This is a genomic window from Streptomyces sp. NPDC048523, assembly GCF_043199815.1.
Classification (GTDB): domain Bacteria; phylum Actinomycetota; class Actinomycetes; order Streptomycetales; family Streptomycetaceae; genus Streptomyces.
Genome location: NZ_JBICWQ010000001.1, coordinates 962231 through 977586, shown reverse-complemented (window position 1 = coordinate 977586; position 15356 = coordinate 962231). Strand labels below are relative to the sequence as shown.

Annotated in this window: 11 protein-coding genes, 1 tRNA gene and 1 pseudogene; 9 read left to right on the top strand and 4 right to left on the bottom strand. The window is 70.1% G+C overall.

Going from position 1 to position 15356, the window contains the following annotated elements; translation table 11 throughout:
* Positions 1 to 193 precede the first annotated feature (193 nt).
* A complete protein-coding gene (locus ACGFWE_RS04450) occupies positions 194 to 1672 on the bottom strand; it encodes an MFS transporter (RefSeq protein WP_352380518.1) in 1479 nt (492 codons plus the stop codon).
* Positions 1673 to 1760: 88 nt separating this feature from the next.
* Positions 1761 to 2098 (bottom strand): annotated as a pseudogene (locus ACGFWE_RS04445) (histidine kinase); the annotation flags it as partial.
* 160 nt (positions 2099 to 2258) lie between these two features.
* Here ACGFWE_RS04445 and ACGFWE_RS04440 point away from each other — a divergent pair.
* The 6 genes from ACGFWE_RS04440 to ACGFWE_RS04415 all read left to right on the top strand — a co-directional run bounded on the left by ACGFWE_RS04440 (position 2259) and on the right by ACGFWE_RS04415 (position 7890).
* Entirely contained in the window at positions 2259 to 2909 is a 651-nt protein-coding gene (locus ACGFWE_RS04440; protein ID WP_393597784.1) for a GntR family transcriptional regulator, read from the top strand.
* Between the two features lie 49 nt (positions 2910 to 2958).
* Entirely contained in the window at positions 2959 to 3708 is a 750-nt protein-coding gene (locus tag ACGFWE_RS04435) for a PIG-L deacetylase family protein (RefSeq protein ID WP_352380515.1), read from the top strand.
* Positions 3705 to 4409 carry a 4-carboxy-4-hydroxy-2-oxoadipate aldolase/oxaloacetate decarboxylase gene (locus tag ACGFWE_RS04430; protein ID WP_393597782.1) on the top strand — a complete coding sequence of 235 codons (705 nt, stop codon included), beginning with the start codon at positions 3705 to 3707 and terminating at the stop codon, positions 4407 to 4409. The genes ACGFWE_RS04435 and ACGFWE_RS04430 overlap by 4 nt, the downstream gene beginning before the upstream one ends.
* Entirely contained in the window at positions 4406 to 5488 is a 1083-nt protein-coding gene (locus tag ACGFWE_RS04425) for a 4-oxalomesaconate tautomerase (protein ID WP_393597781.1), read from the top strand. The genes ACGFWE_RS04430 and ACGFWE_RS04425 overlap by 4 nt, the downstream gene beginning before the upstream one ends.
* The gene (locus ACGFWE_RS04420; RefSeq protein ID WP_393597779.1) at positions 5488 to 6438 is read left to right on the top strand and encodes a catechol 2,3-dioxygenase; all 951 of its coding nucleotides are present in this window, start codon (positions 5488 to 5490) and stop codon (positions 6436 to 6438) included. Before ACGFWE_RS04425 ends, ACGFWE_RS04420 begins: the two co-directional genes overlap by 1 nt.
* 126 nt (positions 6439 to 6564) lie before the next feature.
* Positions 6565 to 7890 carry an MFS transporter gene (locus ACGFWE_RS04415; RefSeq protein WP_393597777.1) on the top strand — a complete coding sequence of 442 codons (1326 nt, stop codon included), beginning with the start codon at positions 6565 to 6567 and terminating at the stop codon, positions 7888 to 7890.
* A 102-nt stretch (positions 7891 to 7992) separates the two neighbouring features.
* Here the strand turns inward: ACGFWE_RS04415 and ACGFWE_RS04410 are convergent, their stop codons facing one another.
* Positions 7993 to 8586: a helix-turn-helix domain-containing protein gene (locus ACGFWE_RS04410; protein ID WP_352380507.1), complete on the bottom strand. Its 594-nt coding sequence runs from the start codon at positions 8584 to 8586 to the stop codon at positions 7993 to 7995.
* 175 nt (positions 8587 to 8761) lie between these two features.
* Between ACGFWE_RS04410 and ACGFWE_RS04405 the strand changes: the two genes are divergently transcribed.
* Together ACGFWE_RS04405 and ACGFWE_RS04400 are read left to right on the top strand one after the other, a co-directional pair.
* Entirely contained in the window at positions 8762 to 10189 is a 1428-nt protein-coding gene (locus tag ACGFWE_RS04405; protein ID WP_393597775.1) for an MFS transporter, read from the top strand.
* 80 nt (positions 10190 to 10269) lie between these two features.
* Positions 10270 to 10343, top strand: a tRNA-Pro gene (locus tag ACGFWE_RS04400).
* Between the two features lie 52 nt (positions 10344 to 10395).
* Here ACGFWE_RS04400 and ACGFWE_RS04395 read toward each other — a convergent pair.
* A complete protein-coding gene (locus tag ACGFWE_RS04395; protein WP_393597773.1) occupies positions 10396 to 13356 on the bottom strand; it encodes a GH59 galactosidase in 2961 nt (986 codons plus the stop codon).
* Positions 13357 to 13524: 168 nt separating this feature from the next.
* On the opposite strand from ACGFWE_RS04395, the gene ACGFWE_RS04390 reads away from it, so the two are divergent.
* On the top strand, positions 13525 to 15339 hold the full coding sequence (locus tag ACGFWE_RS04390; RefSeq protein WP_393597771.1) for an ABC transporter ATP-binding protein: 1815 nt from the start codon (positions 13525 to 13527) through the stop codon (positions 15337 to 15339).
* Positions 15340 to 15356 lie beyond the last annotated feature (17 nt).

Genomic DNA, 15356 nt, shown 5'->3' with positions numbered 1-15356 from the left:
CGTCGATCGCGGGGATGGTCGTACGCCTGCTCCGAGGACGGTGTCGCCGTCCGGCGATGCCACGGCGGACCGAGTCGTGCTGCTCGCCGAGCCGGCGCTCGGGTGACTGGCCCCATCCCGCAGCCCCGCAACGCAGATCGGCCGCCCCTCCCACAAGGAAGCGGCGGCCGATCCATCTGCGACAGACCAGGCCCTACGCCTTGGCGCCGACGCCCGCCGGCTCCACCGGCCCGTCCGTCGGGGCCTGCGGTGACGTCCGGCGCCGGCGCGGGATGAACGTCGCGACGGCGAAGGCGAGCAGCGCCGCCCCCGCACCGATCACCATGACGACCTTGAAGCCGTTCTCCGAGGGCAGCGCGTAGCCGCCGAAGTCGGTGGTCATCTGGGCCAGGATCACACCGGCGATGGCGCTGGCGAAGGAGGTGCCGAGGGACCGCATCAGGGTGTTGAGACTGTTGGCGGCGCCCGTCTGGGTGGGATCCACGGCGCCCATGATCAGGGCGGGAAGCGCGCCGTAGGTGAAGCCGATGCCGGCGCCGATGATGCAGGAGACCAGGACGAGGTGCCAGACCTCGGACATCAGGACGATGTTGAGCCCGTACCCCGCGGCCACGATCAGTGTGCCGATCAACAGTGTGATCTTGGGACCCTTGGCCTTGGTGAGGGCCGCGGAGACCGCGGACATGGCCATCATCACCAGTCCCTGCGGGGCCAGCACCAGACCGACGGTCAGCATGGACCTGCCGAGGCCGTAGCCGGTCTGCTCAGGCAGCTGGAGCAGCTGCGGGAGCACCAGGGACATCGCGAACATCGAGACGCCGAGGGCGATCGAGGCGAGGTTGGTGAACAGCACCTGCGGCTTGGCGGTGGTCCGCAGGTCGACCAGCGGCTGCGGGCTGCGCAGCTCCCACCAGCCCCAGGCCAGCAGGATCACGACCGCGGCGGTGCCGAGGCCGAGCGTCGTGCCGCTGGTCCAGCCCCAGTCGCCGCCCTTGGAGACGGCCAGCAGCAGCGAGACCAGACCGGCCGACAGACCCAGCGAACCGACCAGGTCGAACCGGCCCCCGGCGCGCACCGTGGACTCCGGCACGATCAGCAGGACGAGCACGAAGGCGACGACACCGAGCGTGGCGGAGACCCAGAACAGGATGTGCCAGTTCCAGTTGTCCGCGATGAACGCGGCGGACGGCAGCCCCAGCGCGCCACCGACACCGAGCGAGGCGCTCATCAGCGCGGTGGACCCGGCGAGCCGGTCGGCCGGCAGCGCGTCCCGCATGATGCTGATGCCGAGGGGTACGACCGCGGCGGCCAGCCCCTGCAGGGCCCGTCCGATGATCATCGGGACGAGGGAGTCGGCGAGGCCGCAGACCACCGAACCGGACACCAGCAGCACGATGCTGAGCAGCAGCATCCGCCGCTTGCCGAACATGTCGCCGAGCCGCCCGACGACCGGCGTGGCCACCGACGCGGCGAGGAGCGTGGCGGTGACCGCCCAGGCGGTGTCGGAGGCCTCCGCGTGCAGGAGCTTCGGCAGCTCGGGAACGATCGGGATGACCAGGGTCTGCATCAGCGAGACGACGATTCCGGCCAGGGCCAGCACCGCCACCACGGCGTTCGGTTTCGGCGGGGCGGACGACCCCGCTGCGACGGGTTCGGCAAGGGCGTCGGACATGGCTGGTCCTCCGGTCGGGAGCAAGGAGAGAAGAGGGATTGCTTGACTTACTCAAGTGAATCGCAATTGATTGACTTAAGCAAGTTCAGTGGGATGCTGGCGTCTCGAGGGCTTCCTGGACGATGCGGTACGCCGTGAGGTCGGTACCGGCGGCCAGAGGCCTCGCTGTTCCTTCGAGGGTGAGGGTGACCGTGAGCCCGGGTGGGCTCCGGCGCCTTGTCGGCGTCAGCCGCACGGTCGGTGTGGTGCCGCAGCAGGCCCACGGTCGCCTTGAGTTCGCGCAGCACCGTCGCCGGGCCGCGCGGGCGGCATCCGGCTGACCGCGCCGGCCCGGACGTTGGCCAGGAGGAGATGGTGGGCGACCGTGTCGTGCAGATCGCGGGTGATGCGCATCCGCTCCGCGGTGACCCGGTGCCGGGCCTCCTCTGCACCGACTCCGATGCGACGGCCTCGCGAAGTCGGCGCTGCGCGACGACCCCCCGGCGATCCACCGGCCCGCCATGCCCGCGATACGGCAGACAAAATTGTTGACAATCTTGTTTGGCTAGATTTAGGTTCGACAGGCACTCACTCAGGGAGGGCAACAATGCCGAAAGAAGCCCGTCCGAGCACCGGGGAGCAGGCCAAGCAGCATGCGCTCGCGCAGCTGCGGCAGGCGATCCTGCACGGCGAGATGGCACCGGCGCAGCGGCTGGTGGAGAACGAGCTCGCCGAGCAGTTCGGTGTGACACGGGCCAGCATCCGGGCCGCACTCATCGATCTGGAGGCCCAGGGCCTCGTCGAGCGGATCCGCAACCGGGGTTCCCGGGTGCGGGTGGTGACCGTCGAGGAGGCGGTCGCCATCACCGAGTGCCGCATGGTCCTCGAAGGACTGTGCGCGGCCAAGGCGGCGACCCTGGCCAGTGACGAGCAGCTCGCCGAGCTGACCGAACTGGGCACGGCGATGACCAAGGCCGTGGTCGACGGCGAACCGATGACCTACTCCGAGCTCAACCAGGAGCTGCACGCCAGGGTGCGAGAGTTCTCCGGCCAGCGGACCGCCGTGGATCTGCTGGAGCGACTCAACGCCCAACTGGTTCGCCACCGCTTCCAGTTGGCGCTGCGGCCGGGACGCCCGCAGCACTCCCTGAACGAGCATCTGGCGATGATCGAGGCGATCAGGGCCAGGGACCCGCAGGCGGCCGAGAAGACCGTCCGCGCCCACCTCACCAGCGTGATCGAGGCGCTGCGCGACTGAGCGACGCAGAGGTGGGCGCGAACCTGTCCATTCCAAGGAGATTCACGTAATGACGCAGTCAGGCGCGCCCGCCACTCCACGTTCGACACTGGTGATCACCGCGCACGCCGGGGACTTCGTGTGGCGGGCAGGCGGAGCCATCGCCCTGGCGGCTTCCCGGGGCGAGAGGGTCACCATCGCCTGTCTGACCTTCGGTGAGCGCGGGGAGTCCGCGAGGGCCTGGCGCGAGGGGAAGGGGCTCGACGAGATCAAGGCGATACGCCGGGGCGAGGCCGAGCGTGCCGCCGCGACCCTCGGCGCCGAGGTCCGTTTCTTCGACGCCGGCGACTACCCGCTGCTCCCGACCGCCGAGTTGACCGACAGGCTCGTCGAGGTCTACCGGGCCACCCAGCCCGATGTCGTGCTCACCCACCCGGTCGAGGACCCGTACAACGGCGACCACCCGGCCGCCAACCGCATGGCCATGGAGGCCAGGATCCTCGCGCAGGCCATCGGCTATCCGGGCGAGGGCGCGATCATCGGGGCCCCGCCGGTCTTCTACTTCGAGCCGCACCAGCCCGAGATGAGCGGCTTCAAGCCCGAGGTCCTCCTCGACATCACCGAGGTCTGGGAGACCAAGCGCAAGGCGATGGAGTGCCTCGGCGCCCAGCAGCACCTGTGGGACTACTACACCGACCTGGCCGTGCGCCGGGGCGTCCAGCTCAAGCGCAACGCGGGCCCGAACCTGGGCCTGGCCCACAAGACCATGGCCGAGGCGTACATGCGCCCCTACCCGCAGATCGCGAAGGAGCTGGCATGAGCGGCGTGATCGTCACCAACCCCCCGAAGGCGGCTCTGAAGGACGTCGACGCGCTCGCGCGGTACGGCGTGGCCACCGTCAGCGAGGCCATGGGCCGAACGGGCCTGCTGGGCCCGGCGATCCGCCCGATCCAGCAGGGCGTACGGGTCGCGGGCACGGCCGTCACCGTGATCGGCTGGCCCGGTGACAACCTCATGATCCACGCGGCCGTCGAGCAGTGCGGCGAGGGCGACCTCCTCGTCGTCACCACCACCTCGCCCTGCACGGACGGACTGTTCGGCGAGCTCTTCGCGACCGCTCTGCGGCAGCGCGGAGTACGCGGGGTCGTCACCAACACCGGCATCCGTGACACACAGGAGCTGCGGGACATGGGCTTCGCCGCCTGGTCCCGCGCGGTCTCCTCGCAGGGCACCGTCAAGGCCACCGGCGGCTCGGTCAACGTGCCGATCGCCATCGACGGCCAGGTGATCGACCCGGGCGACGTGATCCTCGCCGACGACGACGGTGTCGTGGTCGTCCCGCGCCGACGCGTGGCCGAGACGGTGGAGAAGGCGGAGGCCCGCGAGGCCAAGGAGGCCGCCACCCGCGCCGCCTTCATCGAGGGGCAACTCGGGCTGGACCGTTACGGGTTGCGGGAGACGCTGCAGAGGCTCGGAGTGGAGTACCGCACGTACGAGGAGTACGAGGGAGGGCGGTCGTGAACGAGCAGGTGCCCTGCATGCTGATGCGGGGCGGCACCTCCAAGGGCGCCTATTTCCTCGCCGACGACCTGCCCGCCGAACCCGCCCTGCGCGACGACCTGTTGCTGCGGATCATGGGCAGTCCGGACGACCGGCAGATCGACGGCCTGGGCGGCGCGCACCCGCTCACCAGCAAGGTCGCCGTGATCTCGCCGAGCGCCGACCCGCAGGCCGACGTGGACTATCACTTCCTCCAAGTCGCCGTGGACCGCGCGGCGGTGAGTGATCGTCAGAACTGCGGGAACATCCTCGCCGGCGTCGGCCCGTTCGCCGTCGAGCGCGGAATCGTCACGGCGGGGGAGCGGGAGAGCTCCGTCCGGATCCGCATGGTCAACACCGGCGACTACGCGACCGCGACCTTCCCGACCCCGGGCGGCCGCGTCGACTACACCGGGGACGCAGAGATCTCGGGTGTGCCGGGTACGGCCGCGGCCGTGGTGATCGAGTTCCCGCCGGGCGCCGGGGCGTTGCTCCCCACCGGCAATGCCGTCGACGTCATCGAAGGCGTCGAGGTGACCTGCGTGAACAACGGCATGCCGACCGTCCTGATCACGGCGACCTCCCTCAGGGTCACCGGCTACGAGCCGCCCCGGGACCTGGAGGAGGACGTGGCCCTGGCCGACCGCCTGCGCACCGTCCGCCTGGCGGCGGGCCGCCTGATGGGCCTCGGTGACGTGTCCGACGCCACGGTCCCCAAGCTCACCCTGCTCGCCCCGCCCCGCGACGGCGGTGCGGTCACCACGCGGACCTTCATCCCCGTGCGCTGCCACACCTCCATCGGCGTCCTGGGCGCGGCCAGTGTGGCCGCGGGCCTGCGGATCGACGGGAGCGTGGGCGCCGGGATCGCGGAGATCGATCCCGGGAGCGACCGCGTGCGCATAGAACACCCCACGGGGTTCCTGGACATCGAGAGCAGCCTGGCCGTCACCCCCGACGGCCTGCCCTCCGCCCGCCGTACCGCCGTGGTCCGCACCGCCCGCAAGATCTTCGACGGCACCGTCTTCCCCCGGGCCGCCGACCGACCCACAGGAGGTCACTGATGACTCCGCCGCTCGGCGACATCGCCCACATCGGCCACACCCAGCTGTTCACACCGGACCTCGACGCCAGCGTCGCCTTCTTCACCGACTTCCTCGGCCTGACGGTCAACGGCCAGGACGGCGACACCGTCTACCTGCGGACCTACGACGACTACGAGCACCACAGCCTCGTCCTCACCGCCCGCGAGCAGCCCGGCCTCGGCCGGCTCGCCCTGCGCACCTCCAGCGAGGAGGCACTGCACCGCCGTATCAAGGCAGTTGAGGACGCGGGCGGCACCGGCACGTGGGCCGAGGACGAGCCCGGTCTCGGCAAGCTCTACGTCACCACCGACCCGGACGGCCACGAACACGCCCTCTACTGGGAGAGCGAGTACTACCGGGCCCCCGACGAGCTCAGGCCCGCGCTGAAGAACCAGCCGCAGGCCAAGCCCAACAGGGGAGTGGGCGTACGGCGGTTGGACCACATCAACTTCCTCGCCGCCGACGTGCTCGCCAACGCCGAGTTCCAGCAGAACATCCTCGGCGCCCGGCCCACCGAGCAGATCCGGCTGGACAGCGGGAGGATCGCGGCGCGCTGGCTGACGTACACGAACAAGTCGTACGACGTCGTCTACACCTCGGACTGGACCGGCAGCGAGGGGCGGCTGCACCACATCGCCTTCGCGACCGACACCCGAGAGGACGTCCTGCGCGCGGCCGATCTCGCCATCGACAGCGGGGTGTTCATCGAGACCGGCCCGCACAAGCACGCCATCCAGCAGACGTTCTTCCTCTACGTCTACGAACCCGGCGGCAACCGCATCGAGCTGTGCAACCCGCTCACCCGGCTGGTGCTCGCGCCCGACTGGCCGCTCGTCACCTGGACCGAGGAGGAGCGGAAGAAGGGGCAGGCCTGGGGGCTGAAGACCATCGAGTCGTTCCACACGCACGGGACGCCGCCGGTCGGCTGAGGCGGCGCGAGCGGCACGGGGGAGCCACCCGGCGAAGACTGTCGATGAGATTGTTGACAAAAGCGTTGACACTTCGCGGGGTGGCTCCTTAGCGTCTGGCGCACCACGTACGAGAGGTAACCAACGATGTCTTCCTCCCCCTCCCCGCTCCTGTCCGCCCGGGGCAGCGGACTGGCCCTCCTGGTCGTCGGTCTGTGCTGGCTGGCCGTGCTCTTCGACGGTCTCGACATGTTCATCTACGGCTCGGTGCTGCCCCACCTGCTGGAGACCAGGACCTTCGGCCTCACCGCGGACCAGGCCGGCGACCTCGGCAGCTACGCCACCTTCGGCATGCTGGTCGGCGCCCTCGTCGCCGGCACGATCGCCGACCGCGTCGGGCGCAAGAAGCTGATCGTCTGCTGCGTGATCCTCTTCTCGCTGGCCTCGGGCGTGTGCGCGCTGGCCGGCAGCGTCGAGGTCTTCGGCGTCGGCCGGACCCTGGCGGGCCTCGGCCTCGGCGGTCTGCTGCCGACCGCGATCAGCATGGTCTCCGACTACGCCCCGCGCGGCCGCGGCGCCCTCGTCATCGGCCTGCTGATGACCGCCCACCACGCGGGCGGCATCCTCTCCGCCTATGTCGCCAAGTGGCTCATCGACCCGGTCGGCTGGCGTGCCGCGTTCTGGGTCTGTGTGCTCCCGCTGCTGTTCGCCCCGGTCTTGGCGAAGTTCCTGCCCGAGTCGCTGAGCTTCCTGGTCGCCAAGGGGCGCGGCGAGGAGGCCAGGGCGCTGGCCGAGCGGTACGACGTCGAGGTGCCCGCCGCGAAGGCCGGCGGCGCCGGTGACCGCTGGGTCAACCTGGCGAAGCTCTTCCGCGGCGACGAGTGGATCCAGACCCTGCTCTACTGGGTGGCCTCCTTCGGCGGTCTGCTCCTCGTCTACGGCGTCGCCACCTGGCTGCCCACCCTGATGCGCGCCGAGGGCTACGAACTGGGCTCCGCCCTGTCCTTCGTGGTCGTCTTCAACCTCGGCGGCATCGTGGGCATGCTCGTCGCGGGCCGGGCCGCCGACCGCTTCGGCGCCCCGCGCATCTCCGCGCTCTGGTTCGCGCTGACCGCCGCGGGCGTCTTCCTGCTCAGCGTCCACATGCCGATGACCGTCACGATGATCGTCGTCTTCCTCACCGGCGTCTTTCTCAACAGCGCCCAGACGATGATCTATGCCACCGTCTCGATCCGCTCCCACCCGGACCACCGCGCCACGGCCGTCGGCTGGACCTCGGGCATGGGCCGCTTCGGCGCCGTCTTCGGCCCCTGGCTCGGCGGCCAGCTGCTCGCCTCGGGCAACGGCGACCGGGGCTTCACCGCCTTCGCCCTCGCCGGCCTCTCGTCCATGGTCTTCATCGGCCTCGCGGCCCTGCGCAGCGCCCGGCAGGTGCCGGTCGGCAGTGAGCAGGAACTGGTCACCGCCCACTGACGCCTGTCAACCAGGAGTCGTCTCACCTACCCAGGGGCGCGGGGAACTGCGCGACCAGCCCCCACAACCCGCACCCGCGAACGACGAGACGGGCCCGAGTCCCTAGGCGCTCTCCGCTCCAGACACCGCCCGCACCCCGTCCAGCGCGATCGACAGCACCCGGTCGCGCTGGGCGTCGTCGTCGAAGGCGGTCGCCGTGATGCCGGCGACCATGCGCAACAGGTCCACGAAGTCCATGTCCCGCCGTGCCTGGCCCGCCTCCTGAGCCCGTTCGAGCAACGGCCCGCCCGCCGCGTACATCGACTCCCGGCACGCCGCGAAGATCTCCGACTCGTCGTTGAGCGCCTCGCGCACCGCCCGCTTGGTCACCATGTAGCCCGCGAACCGGTCGAGCCAGGCCGTGAGCGCCTCCCAGGGCTCCCGGTCGGCGACCTCCTGGGCCACCCGCACGAGGGTGTTCACCTCGTCCGCGTAGACGCTCTCGAAGAGGTGACGGCGGGTGGGGAAGTTCCGGTACAGCGTGCCGATGCCCACGCCCGCGCGCCGCGCGATGTCCTCCAGGGACGCCTCCGCCCCGTGCTCCGCGAACGCCTCGCGGGCGGCGGCCAGCAGGGCGTCGTAGTTGCGGGCGGCGTCCTTCCGGTGCGGCCGGCGGGACGCGACGATCTCGCTGACGGGGAACGACGGGGCGGTCACGACTGCCTCCCGGGGCTGAAACGGAGGTGCACCTCCGGTACGGGTTGAAGCGGAGGCGTGCCTCCGCTAGAGTGGAGGCGTACCTCCACTTTAGCAGTCGAGGTGCGTCCACCGTCCTTTCCGCGACCGCTTCCCACGAGGCTCCGGCCGCACTCTGTGTTCGGAGAGGCTCTCCATGCCCCGCTCGTCCACCCGCCTCACCTTCGCCGTCCTCGCGGCCGGTGCCGGCGTGTTCTCCATGCTCCAGTCCCTGATCGCGCCGGCCCTGCCGACCGTCCAGCACGCACTACACACCTCGCAGTCCATCGTGACCTGGGTGATGACCGCGTATCTGCTGTCCGCCTCGATCTTCACGCCGATCCTCGGCCGCGTCGGCGACCTGATCGGAAAGAAGCGCACCCTCGTCGCCGTCCTCGTGACCGTGGCCGTCGGCTGTCTCCTCGCCGCCCTCGCGCCGAGCATCGGCGTCCTGATCGTCGCCCGGGTCGTCCAAGGTGTCGGCGGCGCCCTGTTCCCGCTCTCCTTCGGCATCATCCGGGACGAGTTCGCCGCGTCCCGGGTCAGCGGCTCCATCAGCAACCTGTCCGCCGTGATCGCCGCCGGCGGTGGCGTCGGCATGGTCGCCGCCGGTCCCATCGTGACCGCGCTCGACTACCGCTGGCTGTTCTGGATCCCGGTCGCCATCGTGATCGCCGCCACGCTCATCGCCGTACGGTATGTGCCCGAGTCGCCCAACCGCGCGCAGGGCAGCGTCAATTGGCTGGGTGCCGTCCTGCTGTCCGCGTGGCTGGTCGCGCTGTTGCTGCCGCTCAGCCAGGCCGGCCGGTGGGGCTGGGGTTCGGCAAGGGTGCTCGTCCTGTTCGCCGCGGCCGTCGTGCTGTTCGCGCTGTGGCTGTACTCCGAGGCCCGCTCGCGCACCCCGCTGATCGACCTGAAGGTGATGCGCCTGCCCGCCGTGTGGACCACGAACACCGCCGCGCTGCTCTTCGGCGCCGGGATGTACTCGATCTGGTCCTTCCTGCCGGGCTTCGTCCAGACGCCGTCGTCGGCCGGGTACGGCTTCGGCGCGAGTGTCACCCAGGCAGGACTGCTCATGCTGCCGATGCTGGTGGCGATGTTCCTCTCCGGTGTCCTCAGCGGCCGCCTGGAGCCGGTCGTCGGCGCCAAGGCCCTGCTCACCACGGGTGCCGCGCTGGGCGCGGTGGCCTGCGGGTTCCTCGCCCTGTGGCACGACGAGCAGTGGCAGATCGCCGTGGTCGCGGGCCTGTTCGGCCTGGGCATCGGGCTCGCCTTCGCCTCCATGGCCAACCTGATCGTGGGCAGTGTCCCGGCCGACCAGACCGGTGCCGCGACCGGGATGAACGCCAACATCCGCACCATCGGCGGCTCCATCGGGGCGGCGGTCACCAGCGTCCTGGTCACCGGTCGTCTGCAGCCGTCGGGGCTGCCGTACGAGTCCGGCTACACGCACGGTTTCTCGCTGCTGGCCGTGCTGTGCCTGGCGGCGGCGCTGGCCGCGCTGCTCGTTCCGGTACGGCGGAGCGTGCGCCGGGTCGTCACGGGGACCACGGAGGTCCGCGAGACCGTCGCCACCCGGGGCTGACATCCCGCCAGTCGGTCCGGCCGCGTGCGTGAGGTAAGGTCTACCTGCGCGATCACACGGAACACCGTGGGCATCGCGGCCGGGACGTGGCGCAGCTTGGTAGCGCACTTGACTGGGGGTCAAGGGGTCGCAGGTTCAAATCCTGTCGTCCCGACGGTGACGAGCGGCGGGTCTGCCAGAAATGGCGGGCCCGCCGCTCGCGTTGGTCAGGCCTCCTCGCGGACCAGTCCGGCGTAGGCGGCGCCGAGCCTGCTCGCGAGCTGCTCGACGCCGAGGGTGTCGAGGCCCCGCTGTCCGGACACCGCGGCCCTGGCGGCCTTGCGTGCGGAGGCGAACAGGGCCCAGGAGTCGGCCGTGTAGTCGCTCCGGTCCGGGGAGCCCACCGCCTCCAGGGCAGTGCGGACCGGTGACGTGTCGACCCGGCCGTCCACGTCCCCCGAGAGCGCGGTGAAGGCGTCGAGGACGATCTTCCCGGACTTCAGGGTGAAGGTGACCGAGTGCCTGCCCTCGGGCAGGCCGCGGAGCGAGTACGTCGCCTGGCGTTTGTCGGTGGCGGTGGTCCTGGCGTCCCGGGCGACGGGCCTTCCGTCCACAAAGACGTCGAGAACGGCGCTTCCGTCGTTGCCGCCGATGACGTCGACGCCCGTGCCGCGGAACGGGACGGTGACCGTCGCGCCGGCGGTGGTGCTGGTCGACGTCGACCGGTACCAGTTCATCGCGTCACCGAGGGCGGCGTTCCGGCTCCAGGTGCCGGCGTAGGTGACCGAGCTGTCCATGTTGTCGGTCAGCGTGGTGGCGTACGGGGTGTATCCGGCGACCTTCTCGACCCTCAGGTTGTCGAACGCGGTCCGGTGGAAGTCGGTGCCGAGCTTGACGCGGCCCTCGGTCACGGGCACCGGGTCCAGGTAGGTGGCGACGGCCTGTCCGTCGACGTACGCGGTGACGGTCGCGCCCCTGGCCTCGACGGCGAGGCGGTAGCCGTCGGACGCGGCGACCGTCCCGGTGCGGATCGCCGTGCCGTAGCGGGAGAAGGTCCAGCTTCCGGCCGGGCCGATCCCGATGCTGTACGCGGCGTCCGTCGCGGCCATGCCCTTCTGCTGGCGTACGCCCAGGGTGGCGAGGCCGCCCTGCGGGTCCGGGAAGGAGACGTCGACCGAGGCCTTGTAGTTCTCCCAGCGGAAGTCGCCGACCGTGGTGTTGGGGGTGTTCCGGTTCCAGGCCCCGGTGTCCTTCATGGACTGGTCCAGGTACTGGTAGAGGACGTTGTCGCCGTCCGTGTCCTTGCCGACCTCCCACGCGCCGGTCTGGTCGACCAGGTAGCGCGGTTGGTTACCACGGGACGCGAGGTACGGCTGGGAGACCTTGCGGGCCCCGTCGTCCGTGCCGACCCGGACCCGGCCCTCCTCCTCGTACCCGAAGTCGTCGGCGTACAGGACGGTGTCACGGGTGTCGTGCCGCTTGCCGGTCGCGTCGGTGTCGAGCACGGTGCGGGCCGCGGTCTCGGGCAGGCGCTGCCGGGTCGCCTTGTCGTGGCTGCGGTCGAGCGTGGTGAACGTGACGATCGAGCGGGGCTGCACGGTGTAGGTGTAGAAGCCGTCGCCGTCGGGGCGGAGTTCGGCGGCGAGGTGCTTGAAGTTCGCGTCGTAGGCCTGGCCGGGGTCCGCCGCGCGGGTCTCCCAGACCTCCATGGTGGGATCGCCGCCCAGGTCCATGTTCTCGGCCTTGATCCGGTACGTCTTCGTCCGGTCGCTGTCGTTGACGGCGATCGTGGAGAAGTCCTTCTTCTTCGGGTCGGCGAGCGTCATGTAGCTGGGGGCGCCGTTCGAGCCGTCGACGTTCTCGGTGCCGCTCACGCCGCTGTAGCTCGCCTCCGGCACGGTGCGCCAGATGCCGGCCGTGTTGGTGTCGTTCTCCCAGCCGGTCCTCGCGAACTGGGTGAAGTGCTGCATCACGTACACGGCGGCGTCGTAGTGGATGCTCCCGGACCACGGGTCGCGGGCGCTGACCAGCTCCTTGTGGCTGTACTGGGCGCCCTCGTAGAAGGCCCCGATCGCCGGCTGGAAGATGTAGTGCGTCCGCTTGGAGTTGGCGTAGCTCTTCACGGAGCGGTTGGCGATGTCGAGGGCGCTCTGCACACCGCCGATCCCGGTGCTCGCGCCGCCCGGCCCCTCGGTGTTGGCCACCCGGTAGTCCGTCCAGCCGAAGGAGCCGACGCCCTCGCTGTACCAGACCTCCTTGTCCTGGCCGGAGGCGTTGTCACCGGTCGCCAGCTTCGAGTAGGGCCGGTAGGTGGCGCTGTCCGGGGTGCCGTCGAGACGGTCCTCGGTGGTGTAGTGGTAGCCCACCGCGTCGACCGCGCCGAAGAGTTCGGTGTCCGTGAGCATCGCGGGACCGATGTTCTTCGTGGTGTTCTCGTCCGAGGCGACGATCTTGATGGCGTGGTACGCCTTCGCGGCCGATGCCTGCTGACCGGACGTCAAGCCGTAGCGGGGGTCGGCGAATTCGGTGTCGTTCGCCACGGCGTTCTTGTACCACTTGACGAAGGAGAGGTCGGGTTTCGTGGTCTCGTTGGTGTCCGGGTTGACGTAGTCGACCATGTACCCGTACTTCTGGTACGCGTCGAGGATCGTCTCCTTGTACCACTTGTACATCTCGTCGGTGCCGGTGCCCTTGTTCCACTCGGTCTGCACCCACTGGGGCATGACCCAGCGCAGGATCGAGACCTTGAGCTTCGGGTTCACCGTCTTGGCGTCGGCGGCCAGCTGGAAGCCGGGGGAGCGGGACGCGTCGGCGAGTTCGTCCGCCGTGCGCATGGTCGCCGGATCGGAACCGGTCGACGTGTTGGTGTCCGACCCCATCTCGATCTTGACGTGGTTGATGAGTGGGTTCCGGCCGCCGAACAGCACTCTGACGAGCTGCCAGTAACGGTCGGGGTGCTCCGCCTTGTAGTCCATCAGCAGGTTGCTCGTGCTGTTGCAGCTGAGCAGGCCGAGGCCCTTGTAGGTCAGGCCGTTCACGTTGCCGGCGCGTACGTCGTTCCCGTCGACCACGATCCGCACGGGATCGTCCGCGGAGTGTGCGGCCGGTGCCGCGGTCACCCCGGCCGCCAGTGCCATGGTGGTCGCCGCGGCGAGCGAGGCCCATCCGAATCTTCGCTGCATACCCATTCGGGGGACCGTAGGTGGCAAGCGCTTTCTGCGTCAATCCCCTTGCGCCACTTGAGATTTCGTCCGTCACCGTGGGCCTGACCTGCCGAAAAACGCGTGGACCGGGAAGGGGCCGTCGCGGGACACTGCCGAACTCGGACCGCTACTCCCCATACACACAGGGTTAGGATGCATACGCCTGAGCTGGAGAAGATCACCCCGCGCAGGGGCGCGGTGCTCCTCGCACTTCGTTACTACGGACGGGAGTTGGCCCGGCTCCGCCGGCTGACGGCTCCCGCCATGCTGCTGTTCGCGCTGGGCGGCATCGGCCTCAACTACATCGCCCCGCTGATCGTCGCGAAACTCGCCGGAGACATCGCCGACGGCGGCGGACTCACCATCGGGTCGGCACTGCCGTACGTCCTGGGTTTCGCCGGTGTCCTGCTGCTCGCGGAAGGGCTGTGGCGGGTCGCCCTGCACTGCATGAACCGTCTTGACGCCCTCGGCATCGAGCAGCTGTACGTCATCGGGATGGACGAACTGTTCGCCAAGGACGCGACGTTCTTCCACGACAACTTCGCCGGGTCGCTCACCAAGCGCGTCCTGAGCTTCGCCACCCGTTTCGAGCCGTTCGTCGACACCCTGGCCTTCCAGGTCGTGGGCAATGTCGTGCCGCTGCTGTTCGGCTCGGTGGTGCTCTGGCGCTACGAACCGCTGCTCGTCGTCGGCCTGTTGACGATGATCGCGGTGACGGCGCTGTGCGCGGCGCCCCTCATCCGGCGCCGCCAGGCGCTGGTCGCCGAGCGCGAGGCGGCGGTCGCCCGGGTCTCCGGGCACGTCGCCGACAGCCTGATGAACATGGACACCGTCCGGGCCTTCGGCGCCGAGGAACGCGAGGCCGCCGAGCACCGCTCCCGCGTCGCGGCCTCACGCCGGCTCATGCTCCGGTCGTGGGACTACGGCAATCTGCGCATCGACACCTTCGTCGCGCCGATGTCGGTGCTGACCAACGCGCTGGGCCTGCTGCTCGCGGTCACCCTCGGCGGGGGCGAGCACGGCGTGGAGGCGGTCGTGGTCGCCTTCACCTACTACTCCAACGCGACCCGGATCATGTTCGAGTTCAACCAGATCTACCGTCGTCTGGAGAGCTCGATGACGGAGGCAGCGCAGTTCACCGAACTGCTGCTGACCCCGCCGACCGTGCTCGACCCGCCGTCGCCCGAGCCGCTGCTGCCCGGGCCCGCCGAGGTCCGCTTCGAGCGGGTGAGCTTCGCCCACGCGGGCGCCGAGCGGCTCTTCGAGGGGCTCGACCTGGTCGTGCCCGGCGGGACGAAGGTGGGGCTCGTCGGCCGCTCCGGCGGCGGCAAGACCACGCTCACCCGGCTGCTGCTGCGGATGCAGGACATCGACGGCGGCCGGATCCTGGTGGGCGGACAGGACATCAGCAGACTGCGCCAGACCGACCTGCGGGGTCTGATGGCCTACGTCCCGCAGGACCCGGCGATGTTCCACCGGAGCCTGCGCGACAACATCGCCTTCGCCCGGCCCGAGGCCGACGACGCCGAGATCCGCCGTGCCGCCGAGGCGGCCCACGTCACGGAGTTCGCGGACGCGCTGCCGGAGGGCTTCGACACCCTCGTGGGCGAGCGTGGCGTCAAGCTGTCCGGCGGCCAGCGCCAGCGCGTCGCCCTCGCCCGGGCGATCCTGCGCGACGCGCCGATCCTGCTGCTCGACGAGGCGACCAGTGCCCTGGACTCGGAGAGCGAGATCCTGGTCCAGGAGGCGCTGTGGCGGCTCATGGAGGGGCGGACGGCGCTCGTGGTGGCCCACCGGCTGAGCACGGTCGCGGGCATGGACCAGCTCGTCGTCCTCGACCGCGGGCGGATCGTGGAGCAGGGCAGCCACCAGGAACTGCTCGCCCTGGACGGCCCGTACGCGAAGCTGTGGCACCACCAGTCGGGCGGGTTCCTCGAAGACGACCCCGTGGAGGCCGAGTTGCACTGACCCGAATCGCACTGACC